This window comes from Pseudomonas sp. IT-196MI5 (genome assembly GCF_949767415.1).
GTDB lineage: Bacteria > Pseudomonadota > Gammaproteobacteria > Pseudomonadales > Pseudomonadaceae > Aquipseudomonas.
This window is the reverse complement of record NZ_CATKPZ010000077.1, coordinates 254,445-270,587: the sequence shown is the minus strand read 5'-3', so window position 1 is coordinate 270,587 and position 16,143 is coordinate 254,445. Positions and strand designations below refer to the sequence as shown.

16 protein-coding genes, 4 tRNA genes and 1 pseudogene are annotated in these 16,143 nt (G+C 58.8%); 19 read left to right on the top strand and 2 right to left on the bottom strand.

Going from position 1 to position 16,143, the window contains the following annotated elements; genetic code table 11:
• The first annotated feature begins 137 nt into the window (after window positions 1–137).
• From ACM6IK_RS27060 to ACM6IK_RS27050, 3 genes and pseudogenes are all read left to right on the top strand, one after another.
• A complete protein-coding gene (locus ACM6IK_RS27060; protein ID WP_414876737.1) occupies window positions 138–1,523 on the top strand; it encodes a PLP-dependent aminotransferase family protein in 1,386 nt (461 codons plus the stop codon).
• Between the two features lie 108 nt (window positions 1,524–1,631).
• A pseudogene (locus ACM6IK_RS27055) lies at window positions 1,632–2,735 on the top strand (HAMP domain-containing protein); the annotation flags it as partial.
• Entirely contained in the window at window positions 2,715–3,596 is an 882-nt protein-coding gene (locus ACM6IK_RS27050) for a methyl-accepting chemotaxis protein (protein WP_414876744.1), read from the top strand. The pseudogene ACM6IK_RS27055 and the gene ACM6IK_RS27050, both read left to right, overlap by 21 nt.
• A 184-nt stretch (window positions 3,597–3,780) precedes the next feature.
• Here ACM6IK_RS27050 and ACM6IK_RS27045 read toward each other — a convergent pair whose 3' ends face one another.
• Window positions 3,781–4,539: a hypothetical protein gene (locus ACM6IK_RS27045; RefSeq protein WP_414876736.1), complete on the bottom strand. Its 759-nt coding sequence runs from the start codon at window positions 4,537–4,539 to the stop codon at window positions 3,781–3,783.
• Between the two features lie 384 nt (window positions 4,540–4,923).
• On the opposite strand from ACM6IK_RS27045, the gene ACM6IK_RS27040 reads away from it, so the two are divergent.
• From ACM6IK_RS27040 to ACM6IK_RS27025, 4 genes are all read left to right on the top strand, one after another.
• A tRNA-Glu gene (locus ACM6IK_RS27040) sits at window positions 4,924–4,999 on the top strand.
• Between the two features lie 2 nt (window positions 5,000–5,001).
• Window positions 5,002–5,077, top strand: a tRNA-Gly gene (locus ACM6IK_RS27035).
• A 104-nt stretch (window positions 5,078–5,181) separates the two neighbouring features.
• A tRNA-Glu gene (locus tag ACM6IK_RS27030) sits at window positions 5,182–5,257 on the top strand.
• 3 nt (window positions 5,258–5,260) lie between these two features.
• A tRNA-Gly gene (locus ACM6IK_RS27025) sits at window positions 5,261–5,336 on the top strand.
• Window positions 5,337–5,394: 58 nt separating this feature from the next.
• On the opposite strand, the gene ACM6IK_RS27020 is transcribed toward ACM6IK_RS27025, so the two are convergent.
• Window positions 5,395–6,264, bottom strand: a complete 870-nt coding sequence (locus ACM6IK_RS27020) for a helix-turn-helix domain-containing protein (RefSeq protein WP_414876743.1) — start codon at window positions 6,262–6,264, stop codon at window positions 5,395–5,397.
• A gap of 409 nt (window positions 6,265–6,673) precedes the next feature.
• Between ACM6IK_RS27020 and ACM6IK_RS27015 the strand changes: the two genes are divergently transcribed.
• The 12 genes from ACM6IK_RS27015 to ACM6IK_RS26960 all read left to right on the top strand — a co-directional run bounded on the left by ACM6IK_RS27015 (window position 6,674) and on the right by ACM6IK_RS26960 (window position 16,140).
• The gene (locus tag ACM6IK_RS27015) at window positions 6,674–6,868 is read left to right on the top strand and encodes a Flp family type IVb pilin (RefSeq protein ID WP_414876735.1); all 195 of its coding nucleotides are present in this window, start codon (window positions 6,674–6,676) and stop codon (window positions 6,866–6,868) included.
• A gap of 59 nt (window positions 6,869–6,927) precedes the next feature.
• Complete coding sequence (locus tag ACM6IK_RS27010) at window positions 6,928–7,122, top strand: Flp family type IVb pilin (protein WP_414876734.1); 195 nt, start codon at window positions 6,928–6,930, stop codon at window positions 7,120–7,122.
• A gap of 59 nt (window positions 7,123–7,181) precedes the next feature.
• A complete protein-coding gene (locus ACM6IK_RS27005; protein WP_414876742.1) occupies window positions 7,182–7,376 on the top strand; it encodes a Flp family type IVb pilin in 195 nt (64 codons plus the stop codon).
• Between the two features lie 31 nt (window positions 7,377–7,407).
• Window positions 7,408–7,926 (top strand): A24 family peptidase, encoded by a 519-nt coding sequence (locus ACM6IK_RS27000; protein ID WP_414876733.1) that lies wholly within the window; start codon window positions 7,408–7,410, stop codon window positions 7,924–7,926.
• 15 nt (window positions 7,927–7,941) lie between these two features.
• The gene (locus ACM6IK_RS26995) at window positions 7,942–9,270 is read left to right on the top strand and encodes an AAA family ATPase (protein ID WP_414876732.1); all 1,329 of its coding nucleotides are present in this window, start codon (window positions 7,942–7,944) and stop codon (window positions 9,268–9,270) included.
• Between the two features lie 15 nt (window positions 9,271–9,285).
• Window positions 9,286–10,095 carry a Flp pilus assembly protein CpaB gene (gene cpaB / locus ACM6IK_RS26990; RefSeq protein WP_414876731.1) on the top strand — a complete coding sequence of 270 codons (810 nt, stop codon included), beginning with the start codon at window positions 9,286–9,288 and terminating at the stop codon, window positions 10,093–10,095.
• A 67-nt stretch (window positions 10,096–10,162) separates the two neighbouring features.
• Window positions 10,163–11,515, top strand: coding sequence for a Tad domain-containing protein (locus ACM6IK_RS26985; RefSeq protein ID WP_414876730.1), 1,353 nt, complete (start codon window positions 10,163–10,165; stop codon window positions 11,513–11,515).
• An 8-nt stretch (window positions 11,516–11,523) separates the two neighbouring features.
• Window positions 11,524–12,003, top strand: coding sequence for a TadE/TadG family type IV pilus assembly protein (locus ACM6IK_RS26980; protein WP_414876729.1), 480 nt, complete (start codon window positions 11,524–11,526; stop codon window positions 12,001–12,003).
• A complete protein-coding gene (locus ACM6IK_RS26975) occupies window positions 12,003–12,497 on the top strand; it encodes a TadE/TadG family type IV pilus assembly protein (protein ID WP_414876728.1) in 495 nt (164 codons plus the stop codon). The genes ACM6IK_RS26980 and ACM6IK_RS26975 overlap by 1 nt, the downstream gene beginning before the upstream one ends.
• A complete protein-coding gene (locus tag ACM6IK_RS26970; RefSeq protein WP_414876727.1) occupies window positions 12,491–13,711 on the top strand; it encodes an AAA family ATPase in 1,221 nt (406 codons plus the stop codon). Before ACM6IK_RS26975 ends, ACM6IK_RS26970 begins: the two co-directional genes overlap by 7 nt.
• A gap of 3 nt (window positions 13,712–13,714) precedes the next feature.
• On the top strand, window positions 13,715–15,157 hold the full coding sequence (locus ACM6IK_RS26965) for a CpaF family protein (RefSeq protein WP_414876726.1): 1,443 nt from the start codon (window positions 13,715–13,717) through the stop codon (window positions 15,155–15,157).
• Window positions 15,154–16,140: a type II secretion system F family protein gene (locus ACM6IK_RS26960; protein ID WP_414876725.1), complete on the top strand. Its 987-nt coding sequence runs from the start codon at window positions 15,154–15,156 to the stop codon at window positions 16,138–16,140. Before ACM6IK_RS26965 ends, ACM6IK_RS26960 begins: the two co-directional genes overlap by 4 nt.
• Window positions 16,141–16,143: the final 3 nt, after the last annotated feature.

Genomic DNA, 16,143 nt, shown 5'->3' with positions numbered 1-16,143 from the left:
TTTTTGGTTCCGTTAAAGGGCCAGGCAATGTGTTTCAAGTAATTAGAGCAATGGGTTTTGGCGGCGTTGTCTCACATGTATTCGAACACTCCTGTGATTAACTGCTGCTCGCAAAATCAACAGGAGTTTGCTTGTTCATGGAGTTGAGAATCGACCGACAGGCGCTGGTGCCCGTCGTACAGCAAATTGTTGACGCGCTGACCTGCTGGCTTCGTTCCAGCAGGGTGTCACCTGGTACGCGCCTGCCTTCGGTGCGACAGATTGCGCGGATCAATTTGCTCAGTCAGGTAAGCGTCACGCAGGCCTGCGAACGCCTGGTGACGCAGGGAATGCTGGTGTCCGGTCATGGCGCCGGCTATAGGGTTGCCGACCCGGCATTGGCTGCGGTTACCAGGCACGAGCCTGCGTGGTTCGACGGGGCGGAGCCCGAATACGGGGCCTGGTCGAGTGAGTTGAGGCTGGGCTGTGGCGGGCTGCCTGAAAGCTGGCGCGAGACCGACGATCTGAGTTACGCGATTCGGCAAGTCAGTCGTACCGATACGGCCAGCCTGTTCAACTACGGCACGCCGCTGGGATTGCCTGCCTTGCGACAACAGATACTCAGACGCCTCAGGCAGTTGGATATCCGGGGGCAGGACAACCGGATCATGACCACGACGGGTGCCAGTCAGGGGCTCGACCTGATTGTGCGGACACTGTTCAAGGCCGGTGACTGTGTGGTCGTGGAAAGTCCGGGTTATCCGGTGCTGTTCGATCTGCTCAGGCTGCACGGCATCCACATGGTCGGAGTGCCGCGAACACCGCGCGGGCCGGACGTGGACGTGCTCGAATCGGTGCTGGTCAAACACCGGCCTCAGGGGCTGGTCATCAATAGCTTCTATCACAACCCGACCGGCAGCAGCCTTGCACCGACGGTGGCGCGCCGCGTGCTGCAGCTGGCCAGGACTTTTGGTGTGCAGGTGATCGAAGACGACGTTTATGCGGATTTGCACAGTGGTTCCGGTACGCGACTGGCTGCGCTGGACGACAACGTGATTTACGTGGGCAGCTATTCCAAGACACTCAGCAGCTCGTTGCGGGTCGGTTTCGTGGTGGCCGGTTCTGAAGTCATTACGCGTCTGGCCGAGGTCAAGATGATCACTGGCATGGGCGCCTCACGATTTTGCGAGTCGGTGCTGGCGTGCCTGTTGGCTAACGGTGCCTACGGCAAACTGGTGCAGCGTCAACGCCAACGCTTGAACAGCAACCGGCTGGCGGTGTTGCAGTTGCTTGAAGATGCCGAATGGGAGGTTTTCGGCAAACCGGCGGGAGGCTTGTTCATCTGGGCTCGATCACGAATGTCCGACGACGATCGGGTGCGGATCCAGGCACGGCGCCTGGGTGTACTGCTGTCATCGAAGACCGCCTTCACCCCCTCGGGTGAGGCCAGTGACTGGCAGCGTATCAACGTGGCCTATGCCTGCGACCCGCGTGCCCGTGCGCTCTTCCAGGCCACTGCCGGGGATCGACCTCCAGCGTTCTGAAAACGACGTTGATGTAGCTTTTTGCCATTATTCCGGCAGCAGAGCCTTGTGTTGCTACTGGCCCGTTGCGAATCTGCGTCTACAGACTATGGCAGGGGACTAAGTGCAATGAATTCGGCCGTGCAAGGACGTTTTGCCAACCTCGGTATGGCGAAAAAACTGGGTATCGGGTTTGTCCTGGTGCTGTTGTTGACTGCGCTGGTGGCGGGCATTGGCGTGTGGTCCCTGCAAACCATCAGTCAGCGCTTCGACGGGCTCAAGAAAATGTCATCGCTCAACAGCGGTTTGCTCAAGATGCGGCTGCTGGAGCAGGAATACGCCTTGCACGGCAATCCGAAAACCGTCGACGCCCTGCACGAGGGCGTCGACGGCCTGATCGCCCTGGCCGGCCAGCTCAAGGCCGCGTCTGCGGACAACGTGCCGGTGATGAACGATGTCGAACAGTCCTTGGGCGCCTATCGCAAGGTCTTCGACGAGTTTGTCTCGCTCACCCAGACCAAGGACCTGGCGCTGGAAATGGCCAGTTGGTCGGTGTCCAGCGTGGCCAATAATCTTGATGTATTGCAGTCCGGGCTCGCTGATGACGGCGCCTATACCCTGAAGGATTCCGAAGGCAAGGACGGTGCGCAATTCCTCGAGCAGGCCAGTCAGGTCAGCCAGGTTTCACGCCTGATGCTGCAAGCCATGAATGAAGCGCGCGTGCGTCTGGATCAAAGCCGCAAAGGCGACGACAGCGCCGGGCAGGGCAAGATCGAACAGGCCAGCCAGGCATTGACCCAGGCCGAGCAGCTCAAGAGCGCGGTCAAGGATGAGGGTTACCAGACCGTCCTCAATGAGGTAATGGGTCATATCGCCAGTTTCAGTGACAAGCTCGCCGAGTACACCGGCCTGCTGGAACAGGAAAAAACCGTTTATCAGCAATTGCATCAACGCGCAGCCCAAGTGGTCGAGCGAGTGGATCAGGCTTATGTCGCGCAAGATCAGGCGATGCAGGCTGAACTGAAAAAGAACTCGCTGCTGATCATTGGCTCTTCCGCCCTGGCCTTGTTGGTTGGGCTGGTTGCCGCATGGTTCATCACCCGCTTGATCGTGGCACCGCTGCGCAGTGTGATTCATGTGGCGCAGCAGATTGCCTCGGGGGATTTGAGCGCGACCATCGACGTGACCCGCCGCGACGAAATCGGTCAGTTGATGCAGGCAATGCAGCAAATGGGCGCGGGGCTCAGCCATATTGTCAGCGGCTTGCAGTCGGGTATCGAACAGTTGGCGACTTCCGCCCAATCGCTGTCGGCGGTGACGGAACAGACCAATCTTGAGGTCAGTTCGCAGAAGGAGGAAACCGAACAGGTCGCCACCGCGATGAATCAGATGACGGCCACGGTGCATGATGTCGCGCGTAATGCGGAAGAGGCGGCACTGGCCGCGCAAACGGCAGACGACAAGGTTGAAAGTGGCCAGCAGGTGGTGCGCCAGAGCATGGCACGGATCGAGCAGTTGGCGGATTCGGCTACCTCGGCCAGTTCGAGCATCGAAAGCCTGAGTGCGCAAATCCACAATATCGGCACGGTGTTGAGTGTGATCAAAAGCGTGGCGGAGCAGACCAATCTGCTGGCATTGAACGCGGCGATCGAGGCCGCCCGGGCCGGTGAGCAGGGCAGGGGCTTTGCGGTGGTGGCCGACGAAGTGCGCGCGTTGGCCAAGCGAACCCAGCAATCGACCGAGGAAATCGAACGCCTGGTCAGCGCTTTGCGCTCGGCGGCGCAGTCGTCGGTGCAGCAGATCCAGAGCAGTGGCGAGTTGGTGAAGCTGGCGGTCAGCGACGCCTTGCAGACCGAGAGTGCGCTGGGCAGTATTGCCGCGGCGGTATCCTTGATCCAGCAGATGAACCAGCAGATCGCGGCGGCAGCCGAGGAACAGAGCTCGGTGGCCGAAGAGATCAACCGCAGTGTCACCAGTATTCGCGCCAGTGCCGACCAGTCATCGCTGGCGATGCAGGGCAATGCAGCGTCCAGTATTGAGTTGGCGCAACTGGGGGTTGAGCTGAAGGGGATGGTGGGGCATTTCAGGCTTTGAAATGATCATCGGCCTGGCCCCAAAAAGGCAACTTTTCGATTAATGCTTCCTGTAGGAGCGAGCTTGCTCGCGATGGTCGTTAAAGATAACGCGCGCTTACTGGTTTAACGCGGCGATCTGGAGTCCATCGTCGGAACGCCGCCCGGAGCAAGCTCGCTCCTACAGTTACAGTGGTTTTCGCTGATCAGTCGTAGATCGCTTTCTTTTTCCAGTCCGCGTCGGCCTCGACGTCTTTCAAGCCTTCGGTCAACTGGTTGACTTCGCCTTCGACCGGCGCAATGCGATCCATGACCTGGTCATTGGCGCGGGCCAGGAGCTTTTCCAGGTATTCCAGTTGCTCGGCGTAAACCTGTGGCTCCTGTTGTTTGCGCAGGTACTGCACGCCGCGTTCGAATGCCAGGCGAGCCTGTCCGGGCTGGTTCTGTTGCAGGGAGTGCTGGCCGAGGTTGTTGAAGAACTCGATGTGCAGCAGCACGAGGATGTGGCGCACTTCACGGATCCAGCGTTTGGCCTCGTTGGGGGCCAGGAAGCCATCCTGTGCCGCACGGGTGATCTGGCCATGCAGGGCTTCGAGCAGGAAGCGTACATCCTTGGCCTTGGCTTCGGTCTGGATCGGTGCTGGCGGATTGTTGACCGGGATGGATTCACCCTGGCCGACAAGGGCTTCCAGTTCGACGATCCGAGCCTTGAGGTTGGCGCTGGATTTTTCCAGGTTGAGCAAGCGCTGGCAGACGTTCAGTTCCAGGCGGGCGAGCAGCAGCTTGAGTGCCGGGGTCATCAGCTGGCCGGGGAACGTCTCGGTGATTTCGCCGCAGCGACGCAGGCGATCGTTGAGCTCGATCTTGGTACGGGTCTTTTCCAGCTTGTTGTTTTCCAGCACATGGTTCATGTAACCAATGGCGATCAACAGGGCGATCCCGGCTACGACGAGCAGGGTGATCATGAGTGGCGTCACCGGTAAGACCTCTTTATAGGTTACGCGTGCGAGTCGGGTGGCTTGGCATTTGAGCGCCCAGGCCCGCACGACGGGTTGGATCGGACATGCTTGTGCTTATATCGGCCGCAGCCCCGTTTCTATAAATGATGGCACCAGATATACAAAGTGCCATCATTGGGTGAACTATAACGTCTTGGCGGGTGCCGGAATATAGGCGTCAAACGCCGGGCAGCGGAAAACCGCAACGGCTCCCAAAAGCAGGGTGAAGTCATTGATTTAAATAAATTTATATCAGGGGGTTGACGACCTCTCAATCCATCCATAGAATGCGCGCCACTTGCAGCGTAAAGCACACAGCGAAACGAAGCAGGGAGTGAATGTTGTACGTGTGTCCCCTTCGTCTAGTGGCCTAGGACACCGCCCTTTCACGGCGGTAACAGGGGTTCGAGTCCCCTAGGGGACGCCAATGCGGGAATAGCTCAGTTGGTAGAGCACGACCTTGCCAAGGTCGGGGTCGCGAGTTCGAGTCTCGTTTCCCGCTCCAATTTTAAACAGCGTTGCTTTCGGGCAGGGCTGAGTGAAACCAGAACCAAGTCTTCGGATGCGGCTCTGGACACCGAAACACACACCATGTGTTCCGGGTAGCGTGTCCCCTTCGTCTAGTGGCCTAGGACACCGCCCTTTCACGGCGGTAACAGGGGTTCGAGTCCCCTAGGGGACGCCATTTGCGGGAATAGCTCAGTTGGTAGAGCACGACCTTGCCAAGGTCGGGGTCGCGAGTTCGAGTCTCGTTTCCCGCTCCATATTTAACGAAAACGCCGCTCATTGAGCGGCGTTTTCGTTTGCGCGTAAAAAACCGGATCAACCGCTGAGGCTCTGTACCAGGCTTTCGAGCGCTTCAATGGTTTTTTCATCCTGCACCGGTTGCGCAGCGGCAGCCGCTTTGATTTGGCGTGCCACGCGGTATTCGCTGGGCGTGCAGTTGGCGAACTGCTTGAAGGCACGAGCAAAGTAGGAAGGATCCTTGAAGCCGGCCTCATAGCCGATGCTGGTAATCGGCATCTGGCTGTTGTCGAGCAGATCTTTGGCGAAGTTCATGCGCTTGTCCAGGATGTAATCCGTGAAGCCAAGCCCATTGGCTTCCTTGAACAAGCGGCTGAAGCGAAATGTCGTCATGCCGCAACGCTGCGCCAATTCCCTCTGATCGATGCTGTCTCGAAAGTGCTGTTCGATGTACAGCATGACATTGCTCAGCGCCTGGTGCTTTTGGTGTCCTGAGGTCAGCCGGATGCTTTCCGGCAGGGTCGGGGAGTGGTCGATTTGCGATGAGTTGCCCCGGCCGTTGGTATTTCGACGCAGCTCGCAGAGCTGCACCACCGCCGTCAGGTAACGCTTCCTTTCGGTGCTAGAGAGCGGGAGCACCATGTATTCCCAGACGCTGGAGCGCATGGCCCATACAGCCAGTTCCTCCGAGTGCTGCACGGTGAACATGGTGATCGGGATGGTGGGGGTGGTGTGTTTGATCTCCAGCAACAGCCGCAAGCCTGGCGTGTCGGGGCGATCAAAATGGACGCAGATCATGTCTGCATGTTCGCCGATGGGCAACACGGAATTTTTCGCCAGTTTGCAGTCGCAGGAGTCCTCGAACTGCGCGGCGAGTTCTTTCGTGGACCGATCATGAGTCAGATCGAACCACAGGAGCGATGGCCTTTTGGTCAAATTGGACGTCATGTCTCTACTCTGGGGTTCTGGGTGACTCACTTTGTTAAGGAGTATTGCCAAGGTGCCATCACTTTGCAGATTTAATCCTGATAGGGAAGGCGATTTTTAGTTCTATTCGCTCTATGGGTTACCTGGAAGGCAGCCCCGGCCGAGTGTTTGTTGGTGTGTTATCGACAAACCCGGCTCGAACCGTTTGTCGCTTGTGAATCAGTGACAATTGTCTTTGCGTTTCAGTGCCTTGTTTACCCCCACCTGTTACTTCTGCAAAAGCCAATGCTGCGTATTTGGCCGCCCCGCAAAAAAGTCCTAGCGATGTGCAAAATCCTCCTAACGCCTATGCCTGCACCCTGACTAGGGTTGCATCAGGCAGCACAGAACGTACTGCCTCCGGAAAACAACTTCGAGTGAGGTGGGCAAAATGATCATGCAAACAATCAAGGCTTCGGTAGTGAAGTTCGCCAAAGACGAAGATGGCCTGACCATTGTGGAATATGCGGTGGCCGGCGGGCTAATAACCCTGGCGGTTGCCACTGCGTTTACCTCCTTGGGCACCGCCATTACCAAACAGCTCGGTTTTCTAGCTACTTGTATGGCCGGTGGGGCGTGCAAGTAAGTCTATTCCCTGTGAGAGATATGCAGCAGAAAAAACAACATTCGAGTGAGGTGGGCAAAATGATCCTGCAAACAATCAAGGCTTCGGTAGTGAAGTTCGTCAAAGACGAAGATGGTCTGACCATTGTGGAATATGCGGTGGCCGGCGGGCTAATAACCCTGGCGGTTGCCGCTGCGTTTACCACCTTGGGCAACGCCATTACCAAACAGCTCGGTTTTCTAGCTACTTGTATGGCCGGTGGGGCGTGCAAGTAAGTCTATTCCCTGTGAGAGAGATGCAGCAGAAAAAACAACTTTCGAGTGAGGTGGGCAAAATGATCATGCAAACGATCAAGGCTTCGCTAGTGAAGTTCGTCAAAGACGAAGATGGCCTGACCATTGTGGAATATGCGGTGGCCGGCGGGCTAATAACCCTGGCGGTTGCCGCTGCGTTTACCACCTTGGGCGGCGCCATTACCACGCAGCTCGGTAGGCTAGCTACTTGTATGGTCTCCGGTGGGGCGTGCTAGTAAGTCTATTTCCAGTGGGAGGGATGCGGCGATGCCTATTGAGCAGATGTTTACATCAATTGTTCTGTTAGGGCTGTTAGGTATTGCGGTGGTGAGCGACCTTCGTCGCCACCGCATCCCCAACCTGCTGGTTCTTTTGGGACTTGTTTTGGGTTTGACCAGTCAGGCTTACGCCAGTGGAATTGAGGGGTTTGGTAATGCTGCGCTGGCCATGCTGATCGGCTTTGCAGTGTTTCTACCCATGTACGCCCTGGGCGGTATGGCCGCCGGGGACGTTAAGTTGATGGCCATGGTCGGATGTTTTTTTACACCGTATGACGCGTTGTGGACGGCGCTTTTCAGTCTGATGGCTGGTGGTTTGTGCGGTTTTTTGATCATCCTTTTTCGTGGCCAGCTGCCGCAAACCTTTGCACGCTACTGGTTGATATTAAGGGCGCGAACCTACTTGGTTCCGGCGGTAGATGAAGTGGCCGGAAAGCCTTTCCCATACTCCGTTGCAATTTTGCTCGGAACCCTGGCCAGTGGCTATTGGCTGTTGATCGGCCCGTAGCCCAGGAGGCTAGTCATGCATGTAATTGTCGATAGTGGCGCCTACCCCTGCGATCGGAACGCGGTGCAACGGTTGGCGCCTCAGCCCTGCACTATCCGCGAAACTGGTCTGACCGACAGTTTTCTCGGCGAGTTGGTGTGCAAGCATTTGTTCGATGCCGGTGTGCTGGACATGTCGCGGCTGGTAGACCGCCTGGCGTTGACCGGTGCGGTACTTGAAGAGGTCCTGGCATTTCTGCGCAAGGATGGCCGTGTCGAAGTGCTTGGCCAAGCGAGTCAAACGGGCGGGCAGATGTTGCGTTATGGCCTGACCGAACGGGGTCGCAGTGTCGCCCGCGATGCCCTGTCGCGCAGTGGTTATATCGGTGCGGCACCCTTCCCGGTGAGTACCTACCGCTCCCTGATCAAACTGCAGACCATTCACCATGGTCGCATCAACGCCGACGATATGCGCAATGCTCTGGCCGGCGTAGTGCTCACGGAGGAGATGCTCGATCAGTTGGGTGTGGCGATGAATTCCGGGCGCGCGATCATGATTTATGGCCCTGCGGGTACCGGCAAGACTTATGTCAGCAGTCGGCTGATCCGTCTGTTCGCCGAGGCCATCTGGGTCCCATATGCCATCGTCATCAACGAGTCGGTGATCGAGATCTATGACCCGCAGGTGCATCAGCGGCTCGATGAAAACGCTCAACCGAACAATCTGATGCTCAACGAAGGGATCGACCGTCGACTGCTGCGCTGCAAACGCCCGATCGTCATCACGGGCGGCGAGTTGAGCATGGAACAGCTGGACGTTCGTTATGACCCCTTCACCCGTCAATACCAGGCCGCCTTGCAGCTCAAGGCCAGCAATGGCCTGTTCATCATCGACGACATGGGGCGCCAGCGCATGGCCCCCGCCGAGCTGTTCAATCGCTGGATCGTCCCGATGGAAGAGAAACGCGACTTCCTCAACCTGGGCGGCGGTCGGCATTGCGAGTTGCCGTTCGATCTGATTCTGGTGTTTTCCACCAACCTCAATCCCCTGGAACTGGCCGATGAGGCCTTCCTGCGCCGGATTGGCTACAAGCTGCAGTTCGGTTACCTGAAGCCGGAGCAGTACGAAAAGATCTGGCGTATGGAAAGCGAGCGTCTGGGCATTTCCTATGACCCGCTGCTGGTGCGTTATGCGCTGCAAAGGCTTTATGCAAGTGAAGGCATGCCTCTGGTGCCCTGCCATCCCCGAGATCTCCTGAACATGGCACTCGATCGCCAGCGTTATATCGGCGGTTCCGGACCACTGTCGCCGAAAGAGTTGGAATGGGCCTGGCACAACTACTTCGTCCAGCTCGACTTTCTTTGATACGGAGATACTGACATGAGCTCTCGTACGCTGACCCTGATAGGCGTTTCTCTGGCCATGGGCCTTGGCGCTGCATGGATGGCCGACTCCTGGCTGAGCGCGCGGCTCAATGCCAGCCCGGATGACCATCTGCGAAGCGTGGTGGTCGCCACGGTAGAGATTCCATTCGGGCAGATGGTCGAGGCCCAGCAACTCACGACCGTACGCATGCCCATGGATACGATTCCGGACGATGCCTTCGATGCCAGCGAAAAAGCCGTGGGCAAGATCGCCACGTTCGACATTCTGCGGGGCGACATCGTGCGCGGTGCGCGTCTGAGCGAGCACCTGGGGGGCAGCACCCTGGCCTCTTTGATTGCCCCGGACAAACGCGCCATATCGGTACGGGTGGACGATGTGGTCGGCGTCGGCGGATTCCTGTTGCCGGGTAACCGGGTCGATGTACTGGCGACCAAAACCACCAATGCCGGCAGTAACAGCGCCTCCTCCAGGACCATCCTCGAGAACCTGCGGGTGTTGGCGGTGGATCAGACCGCGGGGACCGACAAGACCCAACCGGTGGTGGTGCGCGCCGTGACGCTGGAGATGTCGGCGGCTGAAGCGGAAGCCCTGGTCACGGCGCAGACGGAAGGCAAGTTGCAACTGGCGCTGCGTAACCCACTGAACCTCGAGAAGAAAACCGCGGCCGTTGCGCCTGCCGCACCGGCCATGGCGGTGGCTACCGCCACAGAGCCAAAGCGCGTAGTGCCGCGTGGTAATGGAGAGGGTGGCAGTGCCGTCACCATTATTCGCGGGATCGAAGCCAACGTAGTCAAAATTCACTGACCGGGCACAACAGGTGCCAGCTCCACGATATTGGCGGAGTCGATCCGTATCGGCAATCGAGGGCTTGATGATGAATCTTCGTATTCAGCGGCCGTTCACTTCGACGCCAAGGCGCCAGGAAGGATCGGTGAGTGTATTGATGGTGATCTCGTTGGCAGCGATGGCCATGATGGCGGCGTTGGCTTTGGACGGCGGGCATATGATGCTGAACAAAACGCGCTTGCAGAATGTGGTGGACGCCGCCGCCCTGAGTGGCGCCAAAACCCTGAGTCAGGTGGAGGGTGGTATCAACAGTGTCACCGCGGCTAACGCAACACGCACCGCCGCGCTCAATACGCTGATACAAAATGCCAATGCCACGGGCAACAACGAATTGGCCACAGCGGTCGGCGGCAACGCCGGTGCATTTGCAGTGGTGGAACTGGCAAGCAGCGTCTATGGTCCGTTCGCCTTTCCCGGGCCGACGGATGCCAAATACGTTCGGGTATCGGTACCGAGCTATAACCTGACGGGATTTTTCTGGAACTTCGCCCAGGCATTCGGCCCTGGTGGCCTGGGAACCAAAGCGGTGGCGGCGATTGCCACCGCTGGGCCCAGCCCTACCAGCCCCTGCGATCTCGCACCTTTGATGGTCTGTGGCGACTCGACTCAATACAACCCGGGCGCCGGCATGTTCTGGGGCTTCCAGTTTGGTGATTTGCAGGTATTGAAGACAGCTTCCGGCAATTCTTCGCCCATTGGTCCAGGCAACTTTCAGTTGATCGATTTTGGCTCGGGCGGCAGTCAGGTCAAGGAGGATCTGGCCGGAGGTGGCAAGGTCTGTCGCAATGTGGGGCAAAATGTCCAGACTGCGCCTGGCAACAAGGTCGGCCCTACCTCTCAAGGCCTGAATACGCGCTTCGGCATCTATCAGGGGCAGGTCAGTGCCTCGGCCTATCCGCCGGATCTGGTGACGACGTCCAGCACCCCCGCGATCGCTTACGACGACTCAGTCAACCCTCCACAAACGACGTACCAGGGGCAAGCCGTCACCTCGAACAACGGCAATCTCACGGCGGGCAGCAACTCGATACTGGACTACAACGACTGGCGTGCGAGCGTGGCCGCGTGTGTGGCGGGGGGGGCTGGTTGTCAGGGCAATGGGGTGTTCGAGCGCCGGATGCTGAAAGTCGTGGTGGGCGACTGTACCGGTAAACAAGGCGGTTCAACCTCGATCCCCGTCCTCGGTTTTGGTTGCTATTTTGTGGTGCAGCCCATGGATGGCGGCGGCACGGATTCGCAGATCTTCGGTCAGTTCGTGAAGACGTGCGAGGGCGACAACGTGGCCGGCCCCTCACCGTCAACCTCTTCCGGCCCGCAGATCATTCAGCTCTACAAAACCTATCTCAACGGCAGCGGCACTCCGAGCACTGACTCGTAGGAGGCGTTATGAGACTTCACGGATTTAAACATCGGCAGCGCCAGCAAGGCTTGGCCATTGTGGAGTTCACTCTGGTCCTGCCGGTGTTGCTGCTGCTGTTGCTGGCCTTCGGTGAGTTCGGCCGCATGCTCTATCAGTACAACCTGCTGCTGCAGGCTAGCCGCGATGCCGACCGTTTCGTCGCCAGTCAGGCCTGGGACTCGACGCTTGGCAAGGTCGCTCTAAGCCCTACGCTGCAGGCCCAGACGAAAAACGTTGCGGTGTTTGGCGTGCCTGTCGACACCGGAATTGCTGTGGTGTCAGACCTGACAATTGGCAACGTGGACGTCGCAGCAGTGGGCATCGACCATGTGCGGGTCACCATCACTTACACGTTCTGCCCGGTGATTGGCGGTGGCAAATGCGCCGGATCAATTCCCGGCTTTTTTGGTAATCAGATTGCGCTGAGCATTCCGCTGGTCGCCACTACCGTGATGAGGGCCCTGTGATGAACAGAAAAAACATGCATGGCACCTATACGGTGGAGTTCGCCTTCATTGGTCTGCTGGTGTTCACACTGTTGTTCGGCGTGGTGGAAATAGGCCGCCTGTACTTCACGGTCAATGCGCTGGATGAAGCCGTGCGCCGCGGTACGCGCCTGGCGGCGGTGTGCAATATCAGCGATCCGGTGGTGTTGCGGCGGGCTATCTTCAATACCGCGACCGACGCAGGTAATAGCCAGCTGATCGGCGATCTGGCCACCACCCACCTGACGTTGACCTATCTGGACGTGAACGGTGCTCTGGTGGCCAACCCCGCCGACCTGGTCAGCGTCAATGGTTTTCGTGCCATCCGCTATGTCCAGCTGAGTCTGCAAAACTTCGTTTTCAAACTGTTCATTCCCGGGTTCGGCGTGCCCATTACCTTGCCTACATTCAGGGCAACGTTGCCACGCGAAAGCCTCGGGCGTCATTCCGATTCCGGGGAGATCACGCCATGCTGAATACCAAGGACACTCCTCTCTCCAGTTCGACCGGCAAAGCCGGGCTCAGGTTGCTGATCAGCAGCCGTGATGCCACGTCGTTGCGCGACCTGCAGAGCGTCTGCCAACGCATGCCCAGCCTGGAGGTGAGTACTCGCCTGGTGAGCAATGGGCATGTCGACCCGCTCTACGGTCTGGACCGGATGCCCGATCTGTTGCTGTTGCGTGTCAGCCACCTGTGGCGCGAAGAGCTGGCGGCACTGTTGCAGCGCCCGGCCCATGAACGTCCGCCGATGTTGGTGTGCGGGCTGCTGAGTGAACAGGAAGCCATGCGCCTGGCAATGCAGGCCGGCGCCCGTGACGTGCTGCCGGAGCCCGTCGCCGAGACAGAACTGGTCGTCGCCTTGAATCGGCTGGTCATGGAGGTTCGGACCGGCAGTGGGACAGAAGGGAAATTGCTCGCCGTGATCAGCGCCAAGGGCGGATCCGGCGGCACCATGCTGGCCTGCAACCTGGCTCAGCAGCTCAGCATGAAAGGTGGTAGTACCCTGTTGCTGGACATGGACCTGCAATTTGGCAGCGTGACGCATTACCTGGATGTGGCGCAGGCGCACAGCCATCTGGAGGTGTTGCATCAGATCGACGGCATGGACAGCGTCGCGCTACGGGGTTTTTGCAGCCACTTCAGCCCGACCTTGCATGTGCTGGGTGGCCGGGCCGGTGAGCTGTGTCTGCCGCAGGATGCTCAACCCGAGCAACTTGACACTCTGATGCAGTTGGCCCGCGCCAGCTATGACTGGGTAGTGATCGATCTGCCACGGCAAATCGACCACCTCACCGGCTCCGTGCTGGAACAGGTGGATCGGGTGTACGTGGTGGTGCAGCAGAGTGTCAGCCATCTGCGCGATGCCAGTTCCCTGGTGCGGATTCTTCGTGAAGACCTGGGCGTGCGAGGGGATCAATTGCAGATAGTGGTCAACCGCTATGACAAGGCGGCAGCGGTCAGCCTCAAAGATATCGGCGAGGCGCTGCGCTGCACGAATCTGGCGAAGTTACCCAACGACTTCAACCTGGTCAGCCAGAGTCAGAACACGGGCGTGCCGTTGGCTCTGCATGCGCCGAAGGCAGCAATCACCGTTGCCCTGTGCAACGTGGCCGATGACCTGGTCGGCAAGCAGATGGCTGGAAAAAAAGGTGTGCTCAAACGCGCCTTCAACCGTTTTTTCGGGGGGTGACCCATGATCAGCGACTTTCGTAACCGCTTGCGCAAACAATCCGCTAAATCCGCCTCGTCGCAGGCTAACCAGCCGGGTGACGACCAGCTGGATCCGGCAGAGGAAGTAATGGCGTGGGAACGTGCAACACCGGATGTTCTTTACGAAACCAAAAGTCAGGTCACCCCGGTGGAGGCAGAGTGGCGAGAAAAGATCTACCAGCAGTTGCTCAAGGTCATGGACCTGTCCTTGCTGGACTCCCTTGAACAGGCTGAGGCCGCGCGGCAAATTCGCGAAATTTGCCAGCGCCTGCTCGATGAGCATTCGGCACCGGTGAGTACGTCCAGCCGCCAGTTGATCATCAAGCAGATCACCGACGAGGTGCTTGGCCTTGGCCCCCTGGAACCGTTGCTGGCTGACCACAGCGTGTCCGACATTCTGGTCAACGGCCATGCCTCGGTCTATGTCGAGCGCTTTGGCAAACTGCAACGCACCGATGTGCGCTTTCGCGATGATCGGCATTTGCTGAACATCATCGATCGCATCGTCTCCAGCCTGGGGCGGCGTATCGACGAGTCTTCGCCCTTGGTGGACGCCCGGCTCAAGGACGGTTCGCGGGTCAACGCGATTATCCCGCCGCTGGCCATCGATGGCCCGAGCGTGTCGATCCGGCGCTTTGCGGTGGACCTGCTCAATACCGACAGCCTGATCCAGGTGGGGACGTTGACCCCGGCCATTGCCCTGCTGCTCAAGGCGATTGTCCGTGGGCGCTTGAACGTGTTGATTTCCGGCGGTACCGGCAGCGGCAAGACCACCATGCTCAATGTCCTGTCCAGTTTCATTCCGCACAACGAGCGGATCGTCACCATCGAGGACTCGGCCGAACTGCAACTGCAGCAGCCCCACGTGGTGCGCCTGGAAACCCGGCCTTCGAACATCGAGGGGCGTGGCGAGGTGAGCCAGCGGGAGTTGGTGCGCAACAGCCTGCGGATGCGGCCGGACCGCATCGTGATCGGCGAAGTGCGCGGCGTCGAGGCGCTGGACATGCTGACCGCGATGAACACCGGCCACGATGGCTCGCTGACCACGATCCACGCCAACACCGCGCGCGACGCGTTGGGGCGGATCGAGAACATGGTGTCGATGACCGGGGCGACCTTCCCGATCAAGGCCATGCGCCAACAGATCGCTTCGGCCATCGGAGTGGTGATCCAGCTGGAACGCCAAGAGGACGGCAAGCGCCGCCTGGTCAGCGTGCAGGAAATCAACGGCATGGAAGGCGAGATCATCACCATGACCGAAATCTTCTCCTTCGTGCGCCATGGCATGGGCGAAAACGGCGAAGTGCTGGGTGATTATCGGCCCAGCGGCATGATCCCCGCCTTCCGCGATGTGCTGGCCAAGCGCGGCATCGAGTTGCCGCTGACGATGTTCAGGCCTGAGTGGATGGAGGCGCGGCAATCATGAACCAGGTTCCTGGTGAATACATTCTGATGTTCCTCGGCATGGTGTTTATCGCCGTCTTCCTCCTGTCCCAGGGCGTGGCGGTGCCGGTATTCGGCGAGGCAGGCAAGATGCGCAAGCGCATCCGCGGCCGCCTGCACGTCATGGAGAAAGCCAATAATTTGCCCAACATGCAAACGGTATTGCGGCAGAAGTACCTGACGCGTTTGTCGCCCCTGGAGGCCAGGCTTGAGCAGCTGCCCTTTATGGAAACATTGACGCAGATGATCGAGCAGTCCGGGCACGAGTACCGGGCCTATCGGGTATTGCTGCTCGGGCTGGTGCTGGGTGTCTGGGCGGGTATCTTGATCTGGATGGTTTGGTCAGTCTGGTGGATGGCGCTGGTGGCAGGTTTCGCGCTCTTCTGGTTACCCATACTGAAAATTTCTCGCGACCGTGGCAAGCGTTTCGCGGCGTTCGAGGAAGGCCTGCCGGATGCGCTGGATGCCATGTGTCGCGCTCTGCGCGCCGGGCACCCCTTCAACGAAACCCTGCGTTTGGTGGCCGAGGAGCACAAGGGGCCGGTGGCTCATGAGTTTGGCCTGACCTTCTCCGATATCAACTATGGCAATGATGTACGCCGGGCCATGCTCGGCCTACTGGAGAGGATGCCGAGCATGACGGTGATGATGCTGGTGACCTCGATCCTGATCCATCGCGAGACCGGCGGCAATCTGACCGAGGTGCTGGAGCGTCTGAGTCGGCTGATTCGCGGGCGCTTCCGCTTTCAGCGCAAAGTCAAAACCCTGTCGGCGGAAGGGCGCATGTCGGCCTGGGTACTGGTGGCGATTCCCTTCGTACTGGCGATCGCGATCATCGTCACCAGCCCCAAATACCTGCCTGTGCTGATTAATGATCCCCTAGGTCACAAGCTGATCATCGGGGCGTTCTGCGCCATGTTGATCGGGATTTTCTGGATACGCAAAATCATCCGGATTCAGGTTTGAGCA

What these genes read in the sequence shown, in the direction of transcription:
- ACM6IK_RS27060 (WP_414876737.1), top strand. Translation starts at nt 138, where the DNA reads ATGGAGTTGAGAATCGACCGACAGGCGCTGGTGCCCGTCGTACAGCAA.
- ACM6IK_RS27050 (WP_414876744.1), top strand. Translation starts at nt 2,715, where the DNA reads ATGCAGGCAATGCAGCAAATGGGCGCGGGGCTCAGCCATATTGTCAGC.
- ACM6IK_RS27045 (WP_414876736.1), bottom strand. Translation starts at nt 4,539, where the DNA reads ATGATCACCCTGCTCGTCGTAGCCGGGATCGCCCTGTTGATCGCCATT.
- ACM6IK_RS27020 (WP_414876743.1), bottom strand. Translation starts at nt 6,264, where the DNA reads ATGACGTCCAATTTGACCAAAAGGCCATCGCTCCTGTGGTTCGATCTG.
- ACM6IK_RS27015 (WP_414876735.1), top strand. Translation starts at nt 6,674, where the DNA reads ATGATCATGCAAACAATCAAGGCTTCGGTAGTGAAGTTCGCCAAAGAC.
- ACM6IK_RS27010 (WP_414876734.1), top strand. Translation starts at nt 6,928, where the DNA reads ATGATCCTGCAAACAATCAAGGCTTCGGTAGTGAAGTTCGTCAAAGAC.
- ACM6IK_RS27005 (WP_414876742.1), top strand. Translation starts at nt 7,182, where the DNA reads ATGATCATGCAAACGATCAAGGCTTCGCTAGTGAAGTTCGTCAAAGAC.
- ACM6IK_RS27000 (WP_414876733.1), top strand. Translation starts at nt 7,408, where the DNA reads ATGCCTATTGAGCAGATGTTTACATCAATTGTTCTGTTAGGGCTGTTA.
- ACM6IK_RS26995 (WP_414876732.1), top strand. Translation starts at nt 7,942, where the DNA reads ATGCATGTAATTGTCGATAGTGGCGCCTACCCCTGCGATCGGAACGCG.
- cpaB (WP_414876731.1), top strand. Translation starts at nt 9,286, where the DNA reads ATGAGCTCTCGTACGCTGACCCTGATAGGCGTTTCTCTGGCCATGGGC.
- ACM6IK_RS26985 (WP_414876730.1), top strand. Translation starts at nt 10,163, where the DNA reads ATGATGAATCTTCGTATTCAGCGGCCGTTCACTTCGACGCCAAGGCGC.
- ACM6IK_RS26980 (WP_414876729.1), top strand. Translation starts at nt 11,524, where the DNA reads ATGAGACTTCACGGATTTAAACATCGGCAGCGCCAGCAAGGCTTGGCC.
- ACM6IK_RS26975 (WP_414876728.1), top strand. Translation starts at nt 12,003, where the DNA reads ATGAACAGAAAAAACATGCATGGCACCTATACGGTGGAGTTCGCCTTC.
- ACM6IK_RS26970 (WP_414876727.1), top strand. Translation starts at nt 12,491, where the DNA reads ATGCTGAATACCAAGGACACTCCTCTCTCCAGTTCGACCGGCAAAGCC.
- ACM6IK_RS26965 (WP_414876726.1), top strand. Translation starts at nt 13,715, where the DNA reads ATGATCAGCGACTTTCGTAACCGCTTGCGCAAACAATCCGCTAAATCC.
- ACM6IK_RS26960 (WP_414876725.1), top strand. Translation starts at nt 15,154, where the DNA reads ATGAACCAGGTTCCTGGTGAATACATTCTGATGTTCCTCGGCATGGTG.